This is a genomic window from Streptomyces sp. NPDC090445, from assembly GCF_044769385.1.
In the GTDB taxonomy this organism is placed as follows: Bacteria; Actinomycetota; Actinomycetes; order Streptomycetales; family Streptomycetaceae; genus Streptomyces.
The window spans coordinates 998,673-1,019,874 of sequence record NZ_JBIVXV010000001.1; the positions used below are offsets into that span (position 1 = coordinate 998,673).

Below are 21,202 nucleotides of genomic sequence, written 5' to 3' on the forward strand. Positions count from 1 at the left end.
CGGCACACCGACCCCGAAGAACGCGCGCACAGCGCAGGGCGCGCCCCTCCAGGCCCCGCCCGCAGGCCCGCCGACGACCCCGGCGGGCCCCGCCGCGCTGAGCAGCGGGCTCGAGGACCGGATCGGGCGCTTCGCCACGATCTGGGGCCGCGCCATCTTCCCCTTCACGGCGACCTCGCTGACGCGCGTCGAGTTCGAGCAGCACCTGGTGCCGCTCACCCGGACGCTCACCGAGGCCCTGCACGCCCGGCCCTTCGACGCGGCCGCCGCCCAGCAGGTCGGGGCCGGCCTCGTCGCCGTGCACTGCACCGACCCGGAGGCGCTGGCCGGCACGCTCGGCGTGGTCGAGTCGTACCTCGTGCTCTACTGCGGCTCCGACGGCGTCGGCGTGGAGGGCGCCGAGGAGTACCGGTCCCGGTGCGCCCGGCTCCAGCACCAGATCGCGGCGGGCTTCGCCCGGGCCCTGCGCGAGCGCACCCTCAAGGAGCAGGAGGCCATCGCCCGCTCCGCGCTGACCGCCCGTGTCGACGCCCAGCAGGCCCTGCACGCCAGCGAGGAGCGCTTCCGGGCGGTCTTCGAGGGCGCGGCCGTCGGCATCGGCATCGCGGACCTGGACGGCAACGTCCTGGAGGTCAACGACGCGCTGCTGCAGATGTTCGGCGGCATGGGCGGGCACGTCCGCGGCCGCAACATCAGCGAGTGGGGGCACCCCGACGACGCCCCGCAGGTGTGGCGGATGTACGGCGAGCTCGTGCGCGGCGAACGCGAGAGCTACCGCGTGGAGAAGCCGTACTACCGGCACGACGGAACCGTCCTGTGGACCAATCTGACGGTGTCGCTGCTGCGGGAGGCCGACGGTACCCCGCAGTACCAGCTGGCGCTGATGGAGGACACCACCGAGCGCCGGCTGCTGAACCTGCGGCTGCGCTACGAGGCCACCCACGACGCGCTGACCGGCCTGCCCAACCGGACCCTGTTCTTCGAACGGCTGGAGAAGGCCCTGAGCGGGTTCGGCGGCAGCCGGTTCGGGCTGTGCTACCTCGACCTCGACGGGTTCAAGGCGGTCAACGACAGCCTCGGCCACTCGGCGGGCGACCGGCTGCTGGTGGAGGTCGCCGACCGGCTGCAGAGCTGCGTCACCGGCCAGGGCGAGGTCGTCGCCCGGCTCGGCGGCGACGAGTTCGTCGCCCTCACGACCGGCCCGGACACCGAGGAGAAGGTGACCGAGCTCGCCGTCCGCATCCTGTCCGCCCTCTCGGCGCCGATCCGCATCGAGGGCCGGGAGCTGTCGGTGCGCGGCAGCATCGGCATCGTCGAGGGCCCGGCCGGGGAGCGCACCCCGGCCGAGGTGCTGCGCAGCGCCGACATCACCATGTACCGGGCGAAGGCGGCCGGCGGCAGCCGCTTCGAGTTCGCCGACGCGGAGGCCGACGCCCGCGCCATCACCCGGCACGGCCTGACCAACGCCCTGCCCGCGGCGCTGGAACGCGGCGAGTTCTTCATCGAGTACCAGCCGCTGGTCCACATGCACGACGGCAGCGTCCGCGGCGCCGAGGCGCTGGTGCGCTGGGAGCACCCGCAGTACGGGGTCCTCGGCCCGGACCGGTTCATCCCGCTCGCCGAACGCACCGGGCTGATCGTGCCGCTCGGCCGCTGGGTCCTGGAGGAGTCCGTCCGCCAGGCCCGCACCTGGCAGCGCGAGCACGGCGGCTCGCCGCTGCGCGTCAACGTCAACCTCTCGCCGACCCAGCTCCAGCACCCCGGACTGGTCGCGGACACCGTCGCGGTGCTGGAGAGCGCGGGCCTCGCCCCCGGCGCCCTGTGCCTGGAGGTCACCGAGTCCGCCCTCATCGGCGCCGACGACGAGCTCCTCGAACCGCTGCACCGCCTCGCCGAGCTCGGCGTGGACATCGCGCTCGACGACTTCGGCACCGGCTACTCGAACCTCGCGAACCTGCGCCGCCTGCCGGTCAGCGTGCTCAAGCTGGACCGCTCCTTCACCAAGGGGATGCAGCAGCAGCCCGCCAACCCGGTCGACGTCAAGATCGTGGAAGGCATCGTCGCGCTGGCCCACAGCCTCGAACTCGCCGTCACCGTCGAGGGCGTGGAGACCGGCGCCCAGGCGGCCCAGCTGCGGGCACTCGGCTGCGACACCGCGCAGGGCTGGTACTACGCCCGCCCCGGCGCCCCCGACCGCATCCACGCCCTCTCCCTCTCCGACGCGGTTCCGACGCCCTCCTGACCGGCCCCCGCCGGGCCGGGGCCGCCCGCGGTGCTACTCGATGCCGGCCTCGGTCCCGCGGCCGGGAGTGCGCACCGCCTCGACGACCCGCTCGTACCGCCGCGTGGTGTCGGCGAGCACCTCCGCCGCGACCGGCAGCCGCTCCGCCTGGTAGGCGTCGAGCACCTCCGGACCGGCGGTCCCGGTCAGGGCGGAGGCCAGGGTCCGGGCGAGGGCCGCAGCGTCCTGGATGCCGGTGTTCATGCCGAGCCCGCCGGCTATCGGGTGCACGTGGGCCGCGTCGCCCGCGAGGAACACCCGGCCCTCGCGCATCCGGGCGGCCATGCGGACGTTGATCCGCCAGGACGAGAGCCACGTGGGGTCCGCCAGCCGGATGCCGGGCATCCGGGCGTGCCGGTCGAAGATCCGCTGGAAGCCCTCCAGCGACGGCGGCAGCTGCCTGCCCTCCTCGTCCCGCTCCGGCGAGGCCTGCAGCTGGAAGACGTCCGTCCCCGGTATCGGGCAGAGCAGGATCCCGGCCTCCTCGGAGGTGAACCACTGGTGCCAGAACTCCCGGCTGAGCCCGGGTGCCCGCACGTCTCCCAGCACCATCTCCTCCTCCTGCGCGGTGTGCCCCTCGAAGGGGATCCTGAGGAGCCTGCGCGTGGTGCTGCCCCCGCCGTCGCAGCCGGCGAGGTACGCGGCCCGGACCACTGTGCCGTCCGCGAGCTCGGCGTCCACCCCGGCCGCGTCCTGCCGGATCGCGGCCAGCCGGGATCCGTACTCGACGTGCACGCCGAGCTCGGCGAGCCGGCCGCGCAGCACCTCCTCGACCTGCCACTGCCCCACGAGCAGGCCGTCGCCTGGGGCGGGGGTGTCGCGCACGTGGGCGCCGTCGAAGTACTTGCGCAGCACCAGCTCCTTCCGGCCCACGGCGGCCATGCGTTCGGCCAGGCCCAGTCCGTCGAAGACCTCCAGGCCGGCGGGCTGCAGGCCCTTGCCGCGGGATTCGCGGTGCGGTTCCGCGCGCTGGTCCACGATCCGCACGCGCAGGCCGCGCAGGGCCAGGTCGCAGGCGAGCGTGAGCCCCGTCGGGCCGGAGCCCGCGATGAGTGCGTCGGTCATCGGATGTCCCTTCCTCGTCGTTGCCTCAAGGAAAGCGGCTCGCGCCAGAAAAAGCAACCCGGTTAAAAAATTTACTCGGTCATGAAGTCGTGCTAGGGTCTGCGCATGGAGAACACGACGGGTCTGCGCGAGAACAAGAAGCTCCGTACGCGCCGCCAGCTGGCGGCGACGGCGCTGGAGCTCTTCCTGGAGCGGGGCTTCGACGCGGTGTCGGTGGCGGACGTCGCCGCGGCGGCCGAGGTCTCCAAACCCACCCTGTTCCGGTACTTCCCGAGCAAGGAGGACCTGGTCCTCGACCGGTTCGCCGACCATCAGGACGAGGCCGCCCGCATCGTGCGCGACCGGACCGCCGGCCAGACCCCGGTCGCCGCGGTGCGCGCGCACTTCCTGGCCGCGCTCGCCGAGCGCGACCCGATCACCGGCCTGTGCGACCACCCGGAAGTGGTCGCCTTCCAGCAACTCCTCCACGCCACCGCCAGCCTGGCGTCCCGGCTGAACCACTACACGGCCCGCGAGGTCGAACTGCTCGCCGCCGTCCTGGAGGCGGAATCGGTCCCGCCGCTCGCGGCGCGCCTCGCGGCGGCACACCTGGTGACGGTCCGGCACGAGCTGGGCCACGAGAACTGGCGGCGGATCGCCGCCGGCCAGAGCGCCGACGAGGCCCATCCCGCGGCCGTCGCCGACGCCGACCTGGCCTTCGCCATGCTGGCCGGCGGGCTCGACAAGGAGTTGCCCATACCCCGCGCCTGACACCCGCCCGCCCCGGGCCGCACCTTCGCCTCAGGCCGCACCCCCGCCTCAGGCCGCGCCCTCGTCCCCGGTGGCGCCGCCGGCCCGCGGATCAGCCGCCCAGCAGGATGCGTTTGAGCTCGCGGGCCGCGCGCGGCGGGGCGACGTCCGTGCGGTGGGCCAGCGCGATCGTGCGGCGCAGCGGAGCGCCCTCCAGCGGAGTGCTGCGCAGCCCCGGCCCGGCATGGCCGACGACCATCGCCGGCACCACGGCGACACCGAGACCCGCGCGGACGAAGCCCAGCACCGCGTCCATCTCGCCGCCCTCCACCGTGAACACCGGCTCGAAGCCCTCCGCCCGGCAGGCGGCAACCGTCAGGTCCCGCAGGTCGTAGCCGTGGCGGAACATCACCATCGGCTCGTCCCGCAGACCCGACACGGTCAGCGGACCGCCGCCCCCCGGCGGCGGCAGCTGCGCCGACGAGACCACCACGAGGTCCTCCGTGAGCAGCTCCACCGTGTCCAGCGCCGGCGCCGACGGAGGCAGCGGCAGTGCGATCAGAGCCAGGTCCAGAGCCCCGCGTGCAAGCTCCCGCACCAGATCCAGCGAACCGCTCTCCTCGATCAGCAGCTCGATCCCCGGATGCGCCGTGTGGAAGGCCCGCAGCACATCCGGCAGCAGGCCCGTGCACACGCTCGGCGTGGCCCCCAGCCGGACCCGCCCGCGCCGCAGCTGCGCCAGCTCCTGCACCTCCAGCCGCGCGGTGTCCGCGTCCGCGAGGATCCGCCGCGCCAGCGGCAGCAGCGCCTCGCCCGCGTCGGTCAGCGCGATATTGCCCCGCGCCCGGCTGAACAGCTCCGCCCCCAGCTCCCGTTCGAGCGCCTTGATCTGCTGCGACAGCGACGGCTGGGCCACGTGCACCCGCTCCGCCGCCCGCGTGAAGTGTCGGGTCTCGGCGACCGCCACGAAGTACAGGAGCTGCTGGAACTGCATCTCCCCAGGCTACCCGCCTTCATAGGTCATGCCTATCGACATCAGCACCATCATGTCTTGGACCTCTCGGGGTGCCGGTCCCTACCGTCTTGTCCCATGGCTCTGGCAACGCGGACGGGCCGACGGCCGTCCACCCCGCGCACGCTCTGGGAATCCACCGTCGGCAAGAAGGCCGTGATGGCGGTCTCCGGCCTGATCATGCTCGGCTACCTCGTCGTCCACATGATGGGCAACCTCAAGATCTTCTTCGGCCCGGAGGAGTTCAACGCCTACGGACGCTGGCTCCGTCACATGGGCGAGCCCTTCCTGCACAGCCACTGGGGCCTGTGGGCGGCCCGCATCGTGCTGCTCGCCGCCGTCGTCGCCCACGCCGTGTCCGCCTACCAGCTCAGCCGCCGCGACATCAAGGCCCGCCCGGTCGGGTACGCCCACAAGCGCCGCCGCGCGAGCTACGCGACCCGCACCATGCGCTGGGGCGGCGTCATCCTCGGCCTGTTCATCGTCTGGCACCTGCTCGACCTCACCACGCTCACCGTCAACGAGCGCGCCTGGGCCGGCCACCCCTACGAGAACGTCCTCGCCACCTTCTCCACCTGGTACGGCAACACCATCTACATCACCGCGATGGCCGCCCTCGGCCTGCACGTCCGGCACGGCTTCTGGAGCGCGGCCCAGACCCTCGGTGCGGGCAGCGCCCGCCGCGACCGCACCTTGAAGGCCCTCGCCAACGCCCTGGCCCTGCTCCTCTTCGCGGGGTTCGTCTCCGTCCCCGTCGCCGTCATGACCGGAGTGGTGAACTGACCGTGAACGACTACACGCGCTACACCACCGGCGAGCCCCTCGCCGACACCAACGCCCCGGCCGGCCCCATCGCCGAACGCTGGGACCGCCGCCGCTTCGAGGCCAAGCTCGTCAACCCGGCCAACCGCCGCAAGCACACCGTCATCGTCGTCGGCACCGGACTGGCCGGCGGAGCCGCCGGCGCCACCCTCGCAGAGCAGGGCTACCACGTCGTCCAGTTCTGCTACTCCGACTCCCCGCGCCGCGCCCACTCCATCGCCGCGCAGGGCGGCATCAACGCCGCCAAGAACTACCGCAACGACGGCGACTCCATCCAGCGGCTCTTCTACGACACCGTCAAGGGAGGCGACTTCCGGGCCCGCGAGTCCAACGTCCACCGCCTCGCCCAGATATCCGTCGAGATCATCGACCAGTGCGTGGCCCAGGGCGTCCCCTTCGCCCGCGAGTACGGCGGCCTCCTCGACACCCGCTCCTTCGGCGGCGTCCAGGTCTCCCGCACCTTCTACGCCCGCGGCCAGACCGGCCAGCAGCTCCTCCTCGGCGCCTACCAGGCACTGTCCCGGCAGATCGCCGCGGGCAACGTGGAGATGCACGCCCGCACCGAGATGCTCGACCTGATCACCGTCGACGGCCGGGCCCGCGGCATCGTCGCCCGCGACCTGGTCACCGGCGAGATCTCCACGTACCGGGCGGACGCCGTCGTCCTCGCCACCGGCGGCTACGGCAACGTCTTCTACCTCTCCACCAACGCCATGAACTCCAATGCGACCGCCGTCTGGCGGGCGCACCGCCGCGGCGCGTACTTCGCCAACCCCTGTTTCACCCAGATCCACCCCACCTGCATCCCGCGCACCGGCGACCACCAGTCCAAGCTCACGCTGATGAGCGAGTCCCTGCGCAACGACGGCCGGATCTGGGTCCCCAAGACCAAGGGGGACACCCGCCCGCCCGCCGACATCCCCGAAGCGGAGCGCGACTACTACCTGGAGCGGATCTACCCCTCCTTCGGCAACCTCGTCCCCCGCGACATCGCCTCCCGGGCCGCCAAGAACGTCTGCGACGAGGGCCGCGGCGTCGGCCCCGGTGGCCAGGACCAGGGGGGCGGAGCCGAAGGCTCCTCGGTCGAGGGCGGTGGTGGGCGACGGGAGGGCGTCTACCTGGACTTCGCCGACGCCATCCGCCGCATGGGCCGGGACAAGGTCGCCGAGAAGTACGGCAACCTCTTCGAGATGTACGAGCGGATCACCGCCGAGAACCCGTACGAGGTCCCGATGCGGATCTACCCGGCCGTGCACTACACGATGGGCGGCCTCTGGGTCGACTACGACCTCCAGACCACCGTTCCCGGCCTGTTCGCGATCGGCGAGGCCAACTTCTCCGACCACGGGGCCAACCGCCTCGGCGCCTCCGCCCTCATGCAGGGCCTCGGCGACGGCTATTTCGTCCTCCCCTCCACCATCAACGACTACCTGGCCCGCCACCCCCACCAGGACCCCGTCGACGACAGCCACCCCGAGGTCGCCGCCGCCGTCCGCGAGACCCGCGACCGCCTGGAGCGGCTGCTCTCCGTCGACGGCGACCGCACCCCCGACTCCTTCCACCGCGAGATCGGCGAACTCATGTGGGAGTACTGCGGGATGGCCCGCAACGACGCCGGACTGCGCAAGGCCCTCACCCGGATCCCGCAGATCCGCGAGGAGTTCTGGCGCCGCATCAAGGTCCCCGGCACCGGCGAGGAGTTCAACCAGTCGCTGGAGAAGGCCAACCGCATCGTCGACTACCTCGAACTCGCCGAGCTGATGTGCCTCGACGCCCTCCACCGCGCCGAATCCTGCGGCGGCCACTTCCGCGAGGAGTCCCAGACCCCGGACGGCGAGGCCGCCCGCCGCGACGAGGAGTTCGGCTACGCGGCCGCCTGGCAGTTCCGCGGCACCGGCGCCCCGCCCGTCCTCCACAAGGAAACCCTCGTCTTCGAGTACGTCCACCCCACCCAGCGGAGCTACGCATGAGGCTCAACCTGCGCGTCTGGCGCCAGCAGAACCCCGACGCCCCCGGCGCCATGGTCACCTACGAGGTCGACGGCGTCTCCCGCGACATGTCCTTCCTCGAAATGCTCGACACCCTCAACGAGGACCTCATCCTGCAGGGCGAGGACCCGGTCGCCTTCGACCACGACTGCCGCGAGGGCATCTGCGGCGCCTGCAGCCTCGTCATCAACGGCGACGCCCACGGCCCCGAGCGCACCACCGCCTGCCAGCTGCACATGAGGTCCTTCACCGACGGCGACACCATCGACGTCGAACCCTGGCGCGCCGCCGCCTTCCCCGTGGTCAAGGACCTCGTCGTCGACCGCAGTGCCTTCGACCGGATCATCCAGGCCGGCGGCTACATCACGGCCCCCACCGGCTCCGCCCCCGAGGCCCACGCCACCGCCGTGCCCAAGGACGCCGCCGACCACGCGTTCGAGCACGCCGAGTGCATAGGCTGCGGCGCGTGCGTGGCGGCGTGCCCCAACGGCTCCGCCATGCTCTTCACCTCCGCCAAGATCAACCACCTCAACGTGCTGCCGCAGGGCTCGCCCGAGCGGGAGACCCGCGTCCTGGACATGGTCGCCACGATGGACGAGGAGGGCTTCGGCGGCTGCACCCTGACCGGCGAGTGCGCCACGGCCTGCCCCAAGGGCATCCCGCTGCCGTCCATCGCCGCCATGAACCGGGAGTGGCTCCGCGCCCTCGGCAAGCGCGGAAAGGCCCGGAGCTGACGCCTTCGCCCCGCCGGCGCGCGCCGACCGACCAGCTGATCCTGCCGACAGATCGACCCGCTGATCAGCCCGGCTGCTCCGTCCGGTCGATCCGCCCGGCTGCTCCGTTCGGTCGATCCGCCCGGCTGCTCCGTTCGGTCGATCCGCCCGGCTGGTCCGTCCGGTTGATCCGGTCGGCCGATCGATCGGCCGACCGGGCGCTCTGCCCGGGCCACGACGTGCCGCACCCGCGACCGCTCCGTGCCATGGGCAACAGTGGCCCCATGCGAGAAGCCCTCCGCGGGTCCGGGCCGCGCCGCCGAACGGTGCTGGCCGCCACCCTCACCGCGCTCGCGACGGCCGGCTGCTCCGCCGAGGAATCGCCCCGCCCCCCGGCCCGGGGCCCCGGGGGAGCCCCGGCGAAGGACGCGCTGGTGATGGTGATCCGGCACGCGGAGAAACCGTACGCCGGGGACACCGGCGAGGACGGCGACGGCAACGAGAGCCCCGGCTTCCTCGCCGGACGCGGCCGACGCCGGGCCGAGGAGCTCCCACGGCTCTTCACACCGACCCGCAGCTCCCTGCTGCCCCGCCCCGCCGCGGTCTTCGCCGCCGGCGGGGCAGCGGCGCCCGCCCGCTGCCGCCAGACCGTCGCGCCGCTGGCCGCCGCCCTGCACACCCGCGTCCGCACCGACTTCGCCGTCGGCGCCGAAGCCGCCCTGGCCGGCGCCGTGCTGGCCGCCCCGATGCCGGTGCTGGTCTGCTGGGAACACCAGGGCGTCCCCCGCCTCGTCCGCTCCCTCGGGGCACACCACGTGCTCGGCGTCCCCGCCGCCTGGCCCGACCGCCACGACCTGGTGTGGCTGTTCACCCGCAGCCAGGGCCGCTGGAGCTTCCGCGAAGTCCCGCAGCACCTGCTCCCCGGCGACGCCTGAACGCTCCGCGGGTAGTCCGGTCATGACACCGCGGGCCGGTGGGGGCTGGTCGCAGTTCCCCGCGCCCCTGCGGGGCGCTGCCCCGCCTCTACTCCGCGCCCAGGGCCCGGGCCAGGTAGTCCGCCGTGCGGCCCTGCCCCGCGCGTGCGACCTGCCGGGGCGTGCCGGCGGCCACGATGCGGCCGCCGTCCGCGCCGCCGCCGGGCCCCAGGTCCACCACCCAGTCCGCGCCCGCCACCACGTCCATGTCGTGCTCGACGACCACCACGGAGTGGCCGGCGTCCACCAGCCCGTGCAACTGCCGCAGCAGCACCCGTACATCGGCCGGGTGCAGCCCGGTCGTCGGCTCGTCCAGCACGTACAGGGTGTGGTCGCGGCGCTGCCGCTGCAGCTCCGTCGCCAGTTTGATCCGCTGCGCCTCGCCGCCCGACAGCTCGGTCGCCGGCTGCCCCAGCCGCAGGTAGCCCAGCCCGATCTCCTCCAGCGCCTTCAGGCTCCGCGCCGCCGCCGGGACCCCGGCGAAGAACGCGGCCGCGGACTCCACCGTCAGTGCCAGCACCTCCGCGATGTTCAGCCCCTCGTGGCGCACCTGGAGCGTCTCGGCGTTGTACCGCGCGCCCCCGCAGTCCGGGCACGGGGCGTACGTACTGGGCAGGAACAGCAGCTCCACCGACACGAAGCCCTCGCCCTGGCAGGTCTCGCACCGGCCGCCCGCCACGTTGAAGGAGAACCGGCCCGCCTTCCAGCCGCGCGCCCGCGCCTCGGGAGCTGCCGTGAACAGCCGGCGCACCACGTCGAACAGCCCGGTGTACGTGGCCAGGTTGGACCGCGGGGTGCGGCCGATCGGCTTCTGGTCCACCTCCACCAGCCGCCGCACAGGGAAGTCCGGCTCGGCGAGCCGTTCGCCGACCTCCCGGGCGAGCACCTGCCCCACCAGGGTCGACTTGCCGGATCCGGACACCCCGGTGACCGCCGTGAACACCCCGAGCGGGAACTCCACGTCCACATCCCGCAGGTTGTGCCGGTCGACGCGCTCCAGCCGGACGGCCCCGGCCGCCTCCCGCACCGCGCGCCCGTCCCGCACCGCGCGCCCCTCGTGCCCTGCGTGTCCCCCGTGCCCCTTGCGCCTCTCGTGCTCCTCACGCACCTGGCCGTCCCCGCCCGCCCCGAACAGGTACCGCGCCGTCGCCGACTCCGCGACCCCGGCCAGCTCGCGCGGCGGCCCGCTGTGCAGCACCCGCCCGCCGTGCTCACCGGCCCGCGGACCCACGTCCACCAGCCAGTCCGCGTGCCGCACCACGTCCAGATGGTGCTCCACCACGAACACCGTGTTCCCCGCCGCCTTGAGCCGGTCCAGTACGCCGAGCAGCGCCTCGGTGTCGGCCGGATGCAGCCCCGCCGACGGCTCGTCCAGCACGTACACCACGCCGAACAGCCCCGACCGCAGCTGCGTCGCCAGCCGCAGCCGCTGCAGCTCGCCGGCCGACAGGGTCGGCGCGGTGCGGTCCAGGCTCAGGTAGCCGAGGCCGAGCTCGACGACGGGCCCGATCCGGGACCGGAGGTCCTCGGCGAGCACCCGCGCCGCCTCCCCGCCCGCTCCGCCCTGCGCCCCCGCTCCGCCCTGCGCCCCCGCTCCGCCCGGCGCCCCCGGTGCAGCGGGCGCGGCTTCGGCCAGCAGCCGGTCCAGGGCGGTCAGCGGCAGCGCCGCCAGCTCCGCGATCGTCCGTCCCGCGAACGTCACGGCCAGCGCCTCCGGCCGCAGCCGCCGCCCCTCGCACACCGGGCAGGGGGAGTCGGCGAGGAACCGCTCCGCGCGGGCCCGCAGGGTGGCGCTCTTGCTGTCCGAGAAGGTCCGCATCACATAGCGGTGGGCGCTCATGTACGTGCCCTGGTACGGCCGCTGGATCCGGTCCGCGTCCCGCACCGGGTGCACGGTCACCACCGGCTGCTCCTCGGTGAACAGGATCCACTCCCGGTCGGCCGCCGGCAGCTCCCGCCACGGCACGTCCACGTCGTGGCCGAGCACTTCCAGGATGTCCCGCAGGTTCTTGCCCTGCCAGGCCCCGGGCCACGCCGCGATGGCGCCCTCACGGATCGACAGCCCCGGGTCGGGAACGAGGAGTTCCTCGCTGGTGCGGTGGATGCTGCCGAGCCCGTGGCAGGAAGGGCAGGCCCCGGCGGCCGTGTTGGGGGAGAAGGCGTCGGAGTCGAGCCGCGGCGCGCCCTCCGGGTAGGCGCCGGCGCGGGAGAACAGCATGCGCAGGGAGTTGGACAGCAGCGTCACCGTGCCGACCGACGAGCGGGAGCCGGGGGAGGAGCGCCGCTGCTCCAGCGAGACGGCCGGCGGCAGGCCCGTGACCGAGTCGACCTTCGGCGCGCCGATCTGGTGGATCAGGCGCCGCGCGTACGGGGCCACCGACTCGAAGTAGCGGCGCTGGGCCTCGGCGTAGAGCGTGCCGAAGGCCAGCGAGCTCTTGCCGGAGCCGGAGACCCCGGTGAAGACGGTCAGTGCGTCGCGCGGGATGTCCACGTCGACGCCGCGCAGGTTGTGCTCCCGGGCACCCCGCACGCGGATGAACGGGTCGTGGCTGCGGGGCTGGGCGGCCGGGGGCGGCTCGGCGGTCTGGTGCATTCGCCCCACTTTACGGGGGTGCCGCAGCTCAGGCCCCCGCCGGCCCCGAGAGCCCGGCCAGGCGGGCCAGCCGCCCGAAGGACTCCAGCAGGGCGGCACGGTCGTACGTGGACGTCGTCACCAGCAGCTCGTCCGCCCCGGTCAGCGCGGACACCTCGGCCAGCTCGGCCGCCACCCGCTCCCCGGTGCCGTGAATGTGCCCGGCGAGCGCGCCCTCGTACAGCTCCCGTTCCTTCGCGCCCATCTCATAAACAATTGCACGTTAGTGGTAGGTCGATCCGAATCGATACAGTCGACTGGTCGGGTGACCTTGGTCGTTCTGGCCTCCCCGTATGTCGGGGAGTGGCCGAGTGCCCTGGCCGCCGAGACCCGGCCGCTGACCCCAGTCCCGCACCAGCTGGCTTCCCGGTAGCCGGTGCGTGGCTTTCTGTGTTTCAGCCCACGGCATCAATGGCAGCTGCGATGAGGGAACGAGCCTCAGGCCCGTAGGCGGCAACCTCTTTCAAATTCCCGAATGCCTTGAGGTGCAGCGCTACGTCACTCGGCTGAGTTTCCTTGATGGCCGCTGAAAGTGTTTCCACGTGAACACGCTGACGGTCGAAGATGGTGAAGGTTTCCAGTGGCCAAGCTTGCCGGGATGCCGTGAACGGAATGATTCCCAGCGAGATTGAAGGGAGTGCCATGACCGACAGCAGGTGGCCTAGTTGGGCGGCCATGATTTCGGCGCTGCCAATCCGGTACCGCAACACTGACTCTTCAACCAGCACAGCGAATCGGTGATCGCCCTCACGGATAACATGCGAGCGGTCCATGCGTGCTTGCACGGCGTCCGACACGTCGTCTGGTGTTCCGCGAAACTGTGCAATTGAAGTCAGCAACGCGGTTGCATAGCCGGGAGTTTGAAAAAAGCCGGGCACCACGTTGGAGCAGTACACATGGAATTGCTGCGTCTGCTCGTAGAGGGGTGCGCCCGACTCCTGAAGTTGCCTTAGGCCCGTTCGCTGTAGCCGCTTCCACTGGACGTACATGAAATCGGCCTGACGGTTGGAGGCGATCAAATCATCGGCAAGCCCCGGCACGCCGCATGCTGTGCACCAGGCTCTTATGTCCGCGTCGCTGGGTGGCGTCTTGGCGTGCTCGATCCGCGAGGACTTGGACTCGCTCCACCTACACCGGACAGCCAACTCGCGGGCTGTGATTCCTGCGTCAAGCCTGATTTCCCGCAACCGACCGGCTACGGCTTCCCTGGCTGCTTGGGCTTTGGACGAAGGGGATGACATGAATTGGCTGTCCGGTTCGACTCGGATCGCGTATTCGCTGTGCGGGGTTGCTCGCTGCCAGACTTCCTCGAATGCACTGCCACAGAGCTTCAAGATGCCGGCTTCAGTGCTCAGTTCGTCCATGACGTGACGGCCGTCCCCGGCGAAGTGGTGGATACGGATCAGTTCTCCGTCGAACAGCCAGAAATCATTGGCGGGAACCAGGAAACCCGTTGCCTGGCTACGCGGCAGCCAGCGCACGTCTTCGCCAGCAATGACGTTGGCGTGCGTGGCGTAGTGCTCCCAGCGGATGTACTCGCTGACAGGCTCCGAAACCACACGGGCACGGCGCACAACCACACCACGCGCGACGGCATCCACAATGTCCTGGTGGAACGGATGGAACCAGGATTCACGGTTGTCCCAGTTGACACGTTCCCCGCGCTGCCATGCTTCTAGCCGGGGGTTGGTCCCGTAGTCGTCCCGTAGTTCCAAATGGACAGCGGATTCACGGGCATTGCCCAGCAGCTCACTGAATAGCGGAACGCTCGACGGCATCGCTCGCTTCCCTGATCATCGGCACCATGCGGGCCGGAATCCTGATGATTCCCTCGCTGTCAGGGATCGAGCCCTTGGCCGGGCTGCTCGCCTCACAGGTCGCGCGGAGTGCAGAGCCTGCCTTCCACCCCTGCAACACCAGTTCTCCCGCCTCTTCGTCAGCCCAGACGGTGGGGCAGTGCTCAAGGCCGGTGTTCGGGTCGATCCCAACGAACCGTAGCGCCATGACGGCCTCTTTCCGGATGTGGTTTGCCTGAACTTGCACGGCCGTCCTCCCGGTACTGCGCAGACAGTCAAGACCGCCTGCAACGAAATGGCGTGCAAGTTCATGCAAGTTGATGGAGCTGCCGACGCGGCGCCCTTTAACGTCCTCATCACCACGACGGCACCGAGGGGACGGCGGCATGGTGAGCAGTGCTGACGCAGCAAACGATGAGTTCGACTATGTGACCTACCCCCGAAGCGCGAGACGTGCCCGTCCTGCCGCAAACCGATCCCCCTGGACCTGCCCGCCCGTCGAGGGACGCTTGCCCGGAGGGACGGACCGGGCTGTGTCGCCTACTGGCACCTTCGGTGCGTCCAGGCAGGCGGCAGCCGGCCGTGAGATCCGTAATCCGACACACCGAACACCGAATCATCCGAGACCCGGAGACCATGCCCACCGTGGTGGCGAGCTGCCTCTACACGGGCTGTGGATGGTCGGCTCTGCCCGGCGGCGGCGTAGCGGCAGCAGACCGTCAGTGCATGACCCATACGGGCCTGAACCAGGGACACAGCCGGTTCCTTCGAGGGTTCGAGGACATCGCCGTTGTTCATCGGGTCGAGAAGACCTGACACAGACTCCCGCCCTGCCAGGGTGGGTCAGCACCCCCACACCATCACGGGTGAAGGAGCACCAGATGCCCAAGCACGGCGGCGGTTCCGGAAGCTGCCAGGGCGGCAGTCAGCAGGACGACGGCAGCAGCGGACGCGGACACGGGGGCGGCGGCTCGGAGACGAGCGGCGGCAACTCCTCCGACGGCTCCGGCCCCGCGAAGTAGCACCGGATGACCGCACGCAAAGAGGAGGTGGTCCCTTCGGGGCTCGCCTCTGCGCTCGTTGCTTCGGGTGCGCTGCAATCTGACTGGCTGCCGACGTTCAAGGCAGTCCCCCGCGACATGTTCGTCCCTGACCGCATCTGGCCGGGCATGGCGGACGGCACCCGGCAGAACCCCGTGGTGGACCGCGCCAAGGACCCGGACGCGTGGCTCAGGGCGGTGTACTCCGATATCCCGCTGACCACTCAGTGGGACGACGGCAGCCACAGCGGGGATGAGCTGGGCAAGACGCCTTCCAGCTCCAGTTCGCAGCCTCACATGGTGTTCTCGATGCTGGCCGATCTTGAGGTGAAGGACGGACACAGGGTCCTTGAGATCGGGACGGGTACGGGCTGGAATTCGGCGCTGCTCGCACACCGACTCGGCACAGAGAACGTCGTCTCCATCGAGTTCGACGCCGAGGTTGCGAAGGGGGCCGGGGAGAACCAGCGCAGCGCAGGCCTGTCCCCGCTGGTGATCGTCGGAGACGGCCGGTTGGGGTACGCCAGAAGGGCTCCATATGACCGCGTCATCGCGACATGCTCAGTTGGGGAGGTGCCCCAGATATGGGTAGACCAGACAGTCGGCGGCGGGCTGATCGTGGCCCCCTGGGGGACCCTGTACGGCGGTGAGGCCATCGTCAGGCTGACCGTGGACGGCGGAACTGCAAGTGGCCGGTTCACGCGCTCCAGTGCCTTTATGCGGCTTCGGCAGCAGCGCCCGGAACTGCACCCCCATGACGCCTATCTCAAGGGCAAGGAGTGGCCTGCGGACGGCGACAGGAGCACCACCACGCTTTTGCCCACCGAGGTTGGCGGATGGGTGGAACAGTTCGCTATCGGGCTCCAGATGCCCGGGGCGTTCTGGTCCGTGGAGCGCTACGACGACGGCACGTACACGCTGTGGACCTACAGCACCGACACCCTGTCTTGGGCCTCGGCTGACTACGAACCAGGGGCGGATTCCTTCGACGTGGTGCAGTCCGGGCCGCGAAGGCTATGGGACGAGACGGAAGCGGCCTACCTCTGGTGGGAAGTGCGGGGACGGCCCGGGTTCGATCGGTTCGGGCTGACCGTGGACAGAGACGGGGGACAAGCCTGGCTCGACTCTCCGGACCACCCCGTCCCCTCAGTGGGCTGACCCTCTCCGTACGCCCCGTCTGTGCGCTGCTCCCGTGGCGCGTGGGCGGGGCTTCCATCTGCCGCTGACCTGCGAAAACGCGTGGCTACAAGGGTGTGCACTCCACCCAGAACCGGTGGTAGCCCAGCCGTTCCGCCTGCCGGGCGAGTTCGACGGTGTCGCGCACGGCGTGGGGCGCGGGGTGCCCCTCGCGGGTGCGGGACCGGTCGAGGACGGAGAGTCTGCGGATCACACAGGTCTCAACGTCTCGCGCCTGTCAGGATTCCCCGACCGGGGCGGGGCGGCGCGGCTGCCGGGGCGGGGCCGGCGGTGGTGTCAGTGCTGCGGTGCGCGGTGGCGGTACAGGTCGCGCAGCAGGGCGATCTCGGCTCCGTGGTGCAGCAGTTCCTGGTTGACCCACCACACGATGTCGAGGAGGGGCTCCTCCGCGTCGCTGCCGTGCGGGTAGGTGCAGTAGCCGATGGTGTCGAGCGCGGTGTCGTCGAGGCCCAGCAGTGCCTTCCGCCAGGCCGCGGCACCGGCCTCGAACGCGGTGACGGCCTCCGCCGCGGTCCCGCTGACCGGATGGTCGTCCCGGGTCAGGGCGTGGCTGCCGGCCGTGTGGTCGGCGCGCAGGGCCAGCATCTCGCCGAGGTGGCTCAGGCGCCACGCCAGGGTGGTGAACGGCGGCGGCCAGGGGTGCGGGTAGGCCGCGGCGTCGCGTCCCCAGTCGCCGGTGCGGGCGCCGGCCAGGAGGGTCGCCCGCGGCCCCGGCCCGTCGGAGCGCCGTCGTACCGACCAGCAGTCCGGCACCGGCTCCCAGAGGTACTCCTCGTCGGTCAGCGGGGCGCCGACCCGGGTCTGCGTCCCGTCGCCGCTGTCCATGACGGGTCCCGACATGCGGCCGGAGAGGCGCTCGTACGCGAAGTCGAACTGCTGGAGGAGCGGGATCAGGCGGGCTGGTGTCACGGGTGCTCCGGTGGCGGTCCGGCCGCGGGAGGCGGCGGCGGGGGAGGGACGGTCTGTCAGCCCGCCAGCCTGGCACGGCGGGCACCCCATCGCGTACCGGTTTTCCGACGGCCGACCGACCCCGCCGACGGCCGACCGGCCCGGCTGACTGCCGAGCGGCCGCCGGCCACCGGGCTGCAACTCCTTAGGGTGGCCCGTATGAGTGAGCGAACCGACCGCAGGCAGCTGGCCGTCTTCGACATAGACAACACCCTGGCCGACACCGACCACCGCCAGCACTTCCTGGAGCGCCGCCCCCGGGACTGGGAGGGTTTCTTCGCCGCGGCCCCGGCCGATCCGCCGCTCGCGCGCGGGGTGGCCCTGGCCGTCGAGCGCGCGGCCGACTGCGAGATCGTGTACCTGACCGGCCGTCCGGAACGGTGCCGGGCGGACACGGTGGAGTGGCTGACCCGGCACGGGCTGCCCGAGGGGCGGCTGTGGATGCGGCGGAACGGCGACCGCCGGCCCGCCCGTACGACCAAGCTGGAGGTGCTCCGGCAGATCTCCCGCGGCCGGGAGGTGCGGATGCTGGTGGACGACGACGAGCTGGTGTGCCAGGCGGCGCGTGCCGCGGGATTCCGGGTGGTTCCGGCGACGTGGGCGGCGGACGCACCGGAGCTCCGGGCCGTGCAGGAGACGGAGGGCCGCACCTGATCCCGAGCCGCCGAGCCGCCGAGCCGCCGGACCGCCGGGCCACTGAGCCGCCGCACCGTCGGACCGCCGGGCCACTAGCTGCCGGGCCACTGAGCCGCCGGGCCGCTGCACCGCCGGGCCCGCCCGGCCGTCGTGCCGCAGGGCCCTGGGGTTGGCCCCCGGGCCCTGCCGCGTGCCGGTCGGTCAGTCCCCCTCGTCGAGCCGGAAGCCGACCTTCAGTCCGACCTGGTAGTGCGCGATCCGGCCGTCCTCCAGGTGGCCGCGCATCTGGGTGACCTCGAACCAGTCCAGATTGCGCAGCGTGAGGCCGGCCCGGGCGATCCCGTTGCGGATGGCCTGATCGATGCCCTCGGTGGACGTGCCGACGATTTCGGTCACCCGGTAGGTGTGGTTGGACATGGAGGTCTCCCGAGAGTGGGGGCTTTGTCGTGTTCTACGGTGCCCCAGTACGTCCGCGTCCGCGAACTTTGCCACGACATTTCCCGGGCGAAAGAGCCTTGACCAGCCCATTGGTCTATGCCAATTTTCAAGCCGGCTCCGATCAACCCCGGAAGGTGGCCCCACGTGAAGACGCGTTTCCCCGCCGTGTGCACCGCCCTCGCGGCCGCGGCCGCCCTCACCGGGTGCAGCGGCCCGGGAGGTGCGGCCCCCGAGCCGCAGAAGGTGACGCTCTGGCTGATGAAGGGCAGCGCATCGGAGGACTTCACCGCGCGGTTCACCGCCTCCTTCGAACAGGAGCACCCGGGCGTCGACCTCGACGTCAGGATCCAGGAGTGGACGGGCATCGGCGACAAGGTGAACGCCGTGCTCTCCGGCAGGAGCGGCGAGAGCGCCGACGTCATCGAGGTCGGCAACACCCAGGTCGCCCGGTACATCGAGACCGGCGGCCTGTCCGAGCTCACCCTCGAAGGGCTCCGCAGGTGGGGCAACCAGGACTGGCTCCAGGGCCTCGCCGACCCCGGCAGCATCAACGGCGCCCAGTACGGCGTCCCCTGGTACGCGGCCAACCGCGTCGTGATCTACCACAAGGACCTCTTCGCCAACGCCGGGATCAAGAACCCGCCCAGGAACCGCCAGGAGTGGCTCCAGGCCACCCAGAAGCTCGACAAGGGCGACCAGCAGGGCATCTACCTCCCCGGCCAGAACTGGTACGTCCTGTCCGGGTTCGTCTGGGACGAGGGCGGCGACCTCGCCACCGAGGGCAACGGGAAGTGGAGCGGCGCCCTCGACGACGACAGGGCCCTGGCCGGCATGGAGTTCTACAAGCGGCTGCAGGCCCTCGGCGACGGCCCCAAGGACGCCGACGAGGAGACGCCCCCGCAGGCCGACGTCTTCGCCCGGGGCAAGGTCGCCCAGATCATCGCCCCGCCCGGCCAGGCCGCGGCCATCGAGGCCGCCAACCCCGCCCTCAAGGGCAGGCTCGGCTTCTTCCCGGTCCCAGGCAAGACCTCCGACAGGCCCGGCGCGGTCTTCACCGGCGGCTCCGTCCTGATCGTCCCCGCGCGGACCGGGCAGCGCGACCACGCCATCGACCTGATCACCGACCTGGTCGGCGAGCGGTGGCAGACCGAGCTGGCCCGCACCATGAGCTACGTGCCGAACAAGACCACCCTCGCGCACGTCGTCGAGGGCAACGAGGGTGCCGCGAGCATGGCCGCCGGCGCCGCACAGGGCCGGGCCACCCCCAAGTCCGCCCGCTGGGCCGAGGTCGAGGCGGACAACCCGATCAAGCCCTACATGACGGCCGTCCTCACCGGCCAGGACCCCCGGAAGGCCGCCAGGACCGCCTCCGAGTCGATCAGCAGGGTACTGAACGCCGCCCGCTGACCCCGGCGAGTTCAGACTCCGCACATCCACGGGCCGCGAAGCGGTCATGTCGAATCCAGCCGGTCACGGAAGAAGTAAAGGAGCCGGGCCGCCACACCTGCGGCCCGCCCTCCGCGCCCGGACCAGGAGCCGCCATGACCATCGCCCCCCTCTCGCCGTCCGCCGTCCCGCCCATCGCCGCTCCCGCCCCCGCCCTCCTCACCCCCGCTCCCGGAGCATCCCCCGCCCCCGGAGCAGCCCCCGAAGCCGCCGCCACGCCCCGGTACGCCGTCCGCCTCGCCCGCAACGAGGACGAGGTGCGCGCCGCCCAGCGGCTGCGCCACCAGGTCTTCGCGGGCGAGCTCGGCGCCCGCCTCGACGGCCCCGAGCCCGGCCTCGACTCCGACGCCTTCGACGCCTACTGCGACCACCTCCTCGTCGTCGAGGAGGAGACCGAACAGGTCGTCGCCACCTACCGGCTGCTGCCCCCGGAGCGCGCCGCCGTCGCCGGACGCCTCTACTCCGAGAGCGAGTTCGACCTCTCCGCCCTCGTCCCCATCCGTCCCGACCTCGTCGAGGTCGGCCGCTCCTGCGTCCACCCCGACCATCGCAACGGCGCCGCCATCGCCCTGATCTGGGCCGGCCTCGCCCGCTACATGGACCGCTCCGGGCACAACTGGCTCGCCGGCTGCTGTTCGATACCGCTGGCCGACGGCGGGGTCCTCGCCGCCGCCACCCGCGACAACGTCCTGCCCCGCAGCCTCGCCCCCGCAGAGTACCGCGTCACCCCGCACATCCCCTGGAACCCCGAGGGCATCGCCTTCCCCGAGCGCAGCCAGCTCCCGCCGCTCCTGCGCGGCTACCTCCGGCTCGGCGCCTGGGTCTGCGGAGAGCCCGCCCACGACGCCGAGTTCGGCTGCGCCGACCTGTACGTCCTGCTCTCCCTGCGCCGCACCAACCCCCGCTACCTCAAGCACTTCCTGGCGCTCGCCCCGACGACGTCATGAGCGTCTGGCTGCCCACCTCGCCCTGCACCCCGCAGGACTGCGCCGGCCACGACGGGCACACCGTCGGCCTCCCGCACGCAGTCCTGCGGCTCACCGCCGCAGCCGCCCTCATCCTCCTCGGAATCCTGGGCGCACCCCCGGTCCGGCTGCTGCCGGCCGGCCCCCGGCACACCGCGATCCGGGCCTGGTCGGCCGCCCTGGTACGGGCCTTCGGGCTGCGGATCACCGTCCGCGGCAGCGCGGGCTCGGACGGCGCCCGCCTCGTCGTCGCCAACCACGTCTCCTGGCTGGACATCCCGCTCGTCACGGCCGTGTTGCCCTCCCGGATGCTCGCCAAGAGCGACATCCGCGCCTGGCCCGCCCTCGGCCGGCTCGCCGCACAGGCCGGCACCCTGTTCATCGAACGCGACCGGATCCGCGCCCTCCCGGACACCGTCGCCACCCTCACCCGCGCCCTGCTGGCCGGCGACCGGGTCACCGTCTTCCCCGAGGGCAGCACCTGGTGCGGGCGCGCCCGAGGACCCTTCCGGCGGGCCGC

Annotated in this window: 18 protein-coding genes and 4 pseudogenes; 12 read left to right on the forward strand and 10 right to left on the reverse strand. The window is 71.9% G+C overall.

The window, feature by feature from the left end; genetic code table 11:
* Nucleotides 1–97: 97 nt before the first annotated feature.
* Complete coding sequence (locus tag ACIQUT_RS04465; protein ID WP_403559341.1) at nt 98–2,242, forward strand: putative bifunctional diguanylate cyclase/phosphodiesterase; 2,145 nt, start codon at nt 98–100, stop codon at nt 2,240–2,242.
* A 33-nt stretch (nt 2,243–2,275) separates the two neighbouring features.
* On the opposite strand, the gene ACIQUT_RS04470 is transcribed toward ACIQUT_RS04465, so the two are convergent.
* The gene (locus ACIQUT_RS04470; protein ID WP_403559122.1) at nt 2,276–3,346 is read right to left on the reverse strand and encodes an FAD-dependent monooxygenase; all 1,071 of its coding nucleotides are present in this window, start codon (nt 3,344–3,346) and stop codon (nt 2,276–2,278) included.
* Nucleotides 3,347–3,451: 105 nt separating this feature from the next.
* Between ACIQUT_RS04470 and ACIQUT_RS04475 the strand changes: the two genes are divergently transcribed.
* A complete protein-coding gene (locus ACIQUT_RS04475) occupies nt 3,452–4,096 on the forward strand; it encodes a TetR/AcrR family transcriptional regulator (protein WP_403559124.1) in 645 nt (214 codons plus the stop codon).
* Between the two features lie 91 nt (nt 4,097–4,187).
* Here ACIQUT_RS04475 and ACIQUT_RS04480 read toward each other — a convergent pair whose 3' ends face one another.
* Nucleotides 4,188–5,069, reverse strand: a complete 882-nt coding sequence (locus ACIQUT_RS04480; protein ID WP_403559127.1) for a LysR family transcriptional regulator — start codon at nt 5,067–5,069, stop codon at nt 4,188–4,190.
* Nucleotides 5,070–5,165: 96 nt separating this feature from the next.
* On the opposite strand from ACIQUT_RS04480, the gene ACIQUT_RS04485 reads away from it, so the two are divergent.
* The 4 genes from ACIQUT_RS04485 (at nt 5,166) to ACIQUT_RS04500 (ending at nt 9,545) form a co-directional block, all read left to right on the forward strand.
* Complete coding sequence (locus ACIQUT_RS04485; protein ID WP_403559130.1) at nt 5,166–5,870, forward strand: succinate dehydrogenase; 705 nt, start codon at nt 5,166–5,168, stop codon at nt 5,868–5,870.
* Nucleotides 5,871–5,872: 2 nt separating this feature from the next.
* On the forward strand, nt 5,873–7,879 hold the full coding sequence (locus tag ACIQUT_RS04490; RefSeq protein ID WP_403559132.1) for a fumarate reductase/succinate dehydrogenase flavoprotein subunit: 2,007 nt from the start codon (nt 5,873–5,875) through the stop codon (nt 7,877–7,879).
* Nucleotides 7,876–8,631, forward strand: a complete 756-nt coding sequence (locus ACIQUT_RS04495) for a succinate dehydrogenase/fumarate reductase iron-sulfur subunit (protein ID WP_403559134.1) — start codon at nt 7,876–7,878, stop codon at nt 8,629–8,631. Before ACIQUT_RS04490 ends, ACIQUT_RS04495 begins: the two co-directional genes overlap by 4 nt.
* A gap of 263 nt (nt 8,632–8,894) precedes the next feature.
* Nucleotides 8,895–9,545 carry a hypothetical protein gene (locus ACIQUT_RS04500; RefSeq protein WP_403559136.1) on the forward strand — a complete coding sequence of 217 codons (651 nt, stop codon included), beginning with the start codon at nt 8,895–8,897 and terminating at the stop codon, nt 9,543–9,545.
* A gap of 88 nt (nt 9,546–9,633) precedes the next feature.
* Here ACIQUT_RS04500 and ACIQUT_RS04505 read toward each other — a convergent pair whose 3' ends face one another.
* The 5 genes and pseudogenes from ACIQUT_RS04505 to ACIQUT_RS04525 form a co-directional block, all read right to left on the reverse strand.
* Nucleotides 9,634–12,177 carry an ABC transporter gene (locus ACIQUT_RS04505; RefSeq protein ID WP_403559138.1) on the reverse strand — a complete coding sequence of 848 codons (2,544 nt, stop codon included), beginning with the start codon at nt 12,175–12,177 and terminating at the stop codon, nt 9,634–9,636.
* Nucleotides 12,178–12,205: 28 nt separating this feature from the next.
* A pseudogene (locus ACIQUT_RS04510) lies at nt 12,206–12,421 on the reverse strand (LLM class flavin-dependent oxidoreductase); the annotation flags it as partial.
* Nucleotides 12,422–12,611: 190 nt separating this feature from the next.
* On the reverse strand, nt 12,612–13,457 hold the full coding sequence (locus ACIQUT_RS04515) for a helix-turn-helix domain-containing protein (protein ID WP_403559344.1): 846 nt from the start codon (nt 13,455–13,457) through the stop codon (nt 12,612–12,614).
* Nucleotides 13,458–13,544: 87 nt separating this feature from the next.
* Nucleotides 13,545–13,994, reverse strand: a pseudogene (locus ACIQUT_RS04520) (DUF6879 family protein); the annotation flags it as partial.
* On the reverse strand, nt 13,966–14,220 hold the full coding sequence (locus tag ACIQUT_RS04525) for a hypothetical protein (RefSeq protein WP_403559347.1): 255 nt from the start codon (nt 14,218–14,220) through the stop codon (nt 13,966–13,968). The gene ACIQUT_RS04525 and the pseudogene ACIQUT_RS04520, both read right to left, overlap by 29 nt.
* 673 nt (nt 14,221–14,893) lie before the next feature.
* Between ACIQUT_RS04525 and ACIQUT_RS04530 the strand changes: the two genes are divergently transcribed.
* Together ACIQUT_RS04530 and ACIQUT_RS04535 are read left to right on the forward strand one after the other, a co-directional pair.
* On the forward strand, nt 14,894–15,034 hold the full coding sequence (locus ACIQUT_RS04530; RefSeq protein WP_403559140.1) for a hypothetical protein: 141 nt from the start codon (nt 14,894–14,896) through the stop codon (nt 15,032–15,034).
* Nucleotides 15,035–15,040: 6 nt separating this feature from the next.
* The gene (locus tag ACIQUT_RS04535; RefSeq protein WP_403559142.1) at nt 15,041–16,210 is read left to right on the forward strand and encodes a protein-L-isoaspartate(D-aspartate) O-methyltransferase; all 1,170 of its coding nucleotides are present in this window, start codon (nt 15,041–15,043) and stop codon (nt 16,208–16,210) included.
* Nucleotides 16,211–16,313: 103 nt separating this feature from the next.
* On the opposite strand, the pseudogene ACIQUT_RS04540 reads toward ACIQUT_RS04535, so the two are convergent.
* Nucleotides 16,314–16,442 (reverse strand): annotated as a pseudogene (locus ACIQUT_RS04540) (LLM class flavin-dependent oxidoreductase); the annotation flags it as partial.
* 83 nt (nt 16,443–16,525) lie between these two features.
* Nucleotides 16,526–17,158: a DinB family protein gene (locus ACIQUT_RS04545; protein WP_403559144.1), complete on the reverse strand. Its 633-nt coding sequence runs from the start codon at nt 17,156–17,158 to the stop codon at nt 16,526–16,528.
* A 198-nt stretch (nt 17,159–17,356) separates the two neighbouring features.
* Here ACIQUT_RS04545 and ACIQUT_RS04550 point away from each other — a divergent pair, with 198 nt between their 5' ends.
* Nucleotides 17,357–17,851, forward strand: coding sequence for an HAD family acid phosphatase (locus ACIQUT_RS04550; protein ID WP_403559146.1), 495 nt, complete (start codon nt 17,357–17,359; stop codon nt 17,849–17,851).
* 183 nt (nt 17,852–18,034) lie between these two features.
* On the opposite strand, the gene ACIQUT_RS04555 is transcribed toward ACIQUT_RS04550, so the two are convergent.
* Nucleotides 18,035–18,250, reverse strand: a complete 216-nt coding sequence (locus tag ACIQUT_RS04555; RefSeq protein ID WP_403559148.1) for a dodecin — start codon at nt 18,248–18,250, stop codon at nt 18,035–18,037.
* Between the two features lie 165 nt (nt 18,251–18,415).
* Between ACIQUT_RS04555 and ACIQUT_RS04560 the strand changes: the two genes are divergently transcribed.
* The 3 genes and pseudogenes from ACIQUT_RS04560 to ACIQUT_RS04570 form a co-directional block, all read left to right on the forward strand.
* Complete coding sequence (locus ACIQUT_RS04560) at nt 18,416–19,678, forward strand: extracellular solute-binding protein (protein WP_403559151.1); 1,263 nt, start codon at nt 18,416–18,418, stop codon at nt 19,676–19,678.
* 134 nt (nt 19,679–19,812) lie between these two features.
* Nucleotides 19,813–20,664 (forward strand): GNAT family N-acetyltransferase, encoded by an 852-nt coding sequence (locus tag ACIQUT_RS04565; RefSeq protein WP_403559154.1) that lies wholly within the window; start codon nt 19,813–19,815, stop codon nt 20,662–20,664.
* Nucleotides 20,661–21,188: pseudogene (locus tag ACIQUT_RS04570) on the forward strand (lysophospholipid acyltransferase family protein); the annotation flags it as partial. The gene ACIQUT_RS04565 and the pseudogene ACIQUT_RS04570, both read left to right, overlap by 4 nt.
* Nucleotides 21,189–21,202 lie beyond the last annotated feature (14 nt).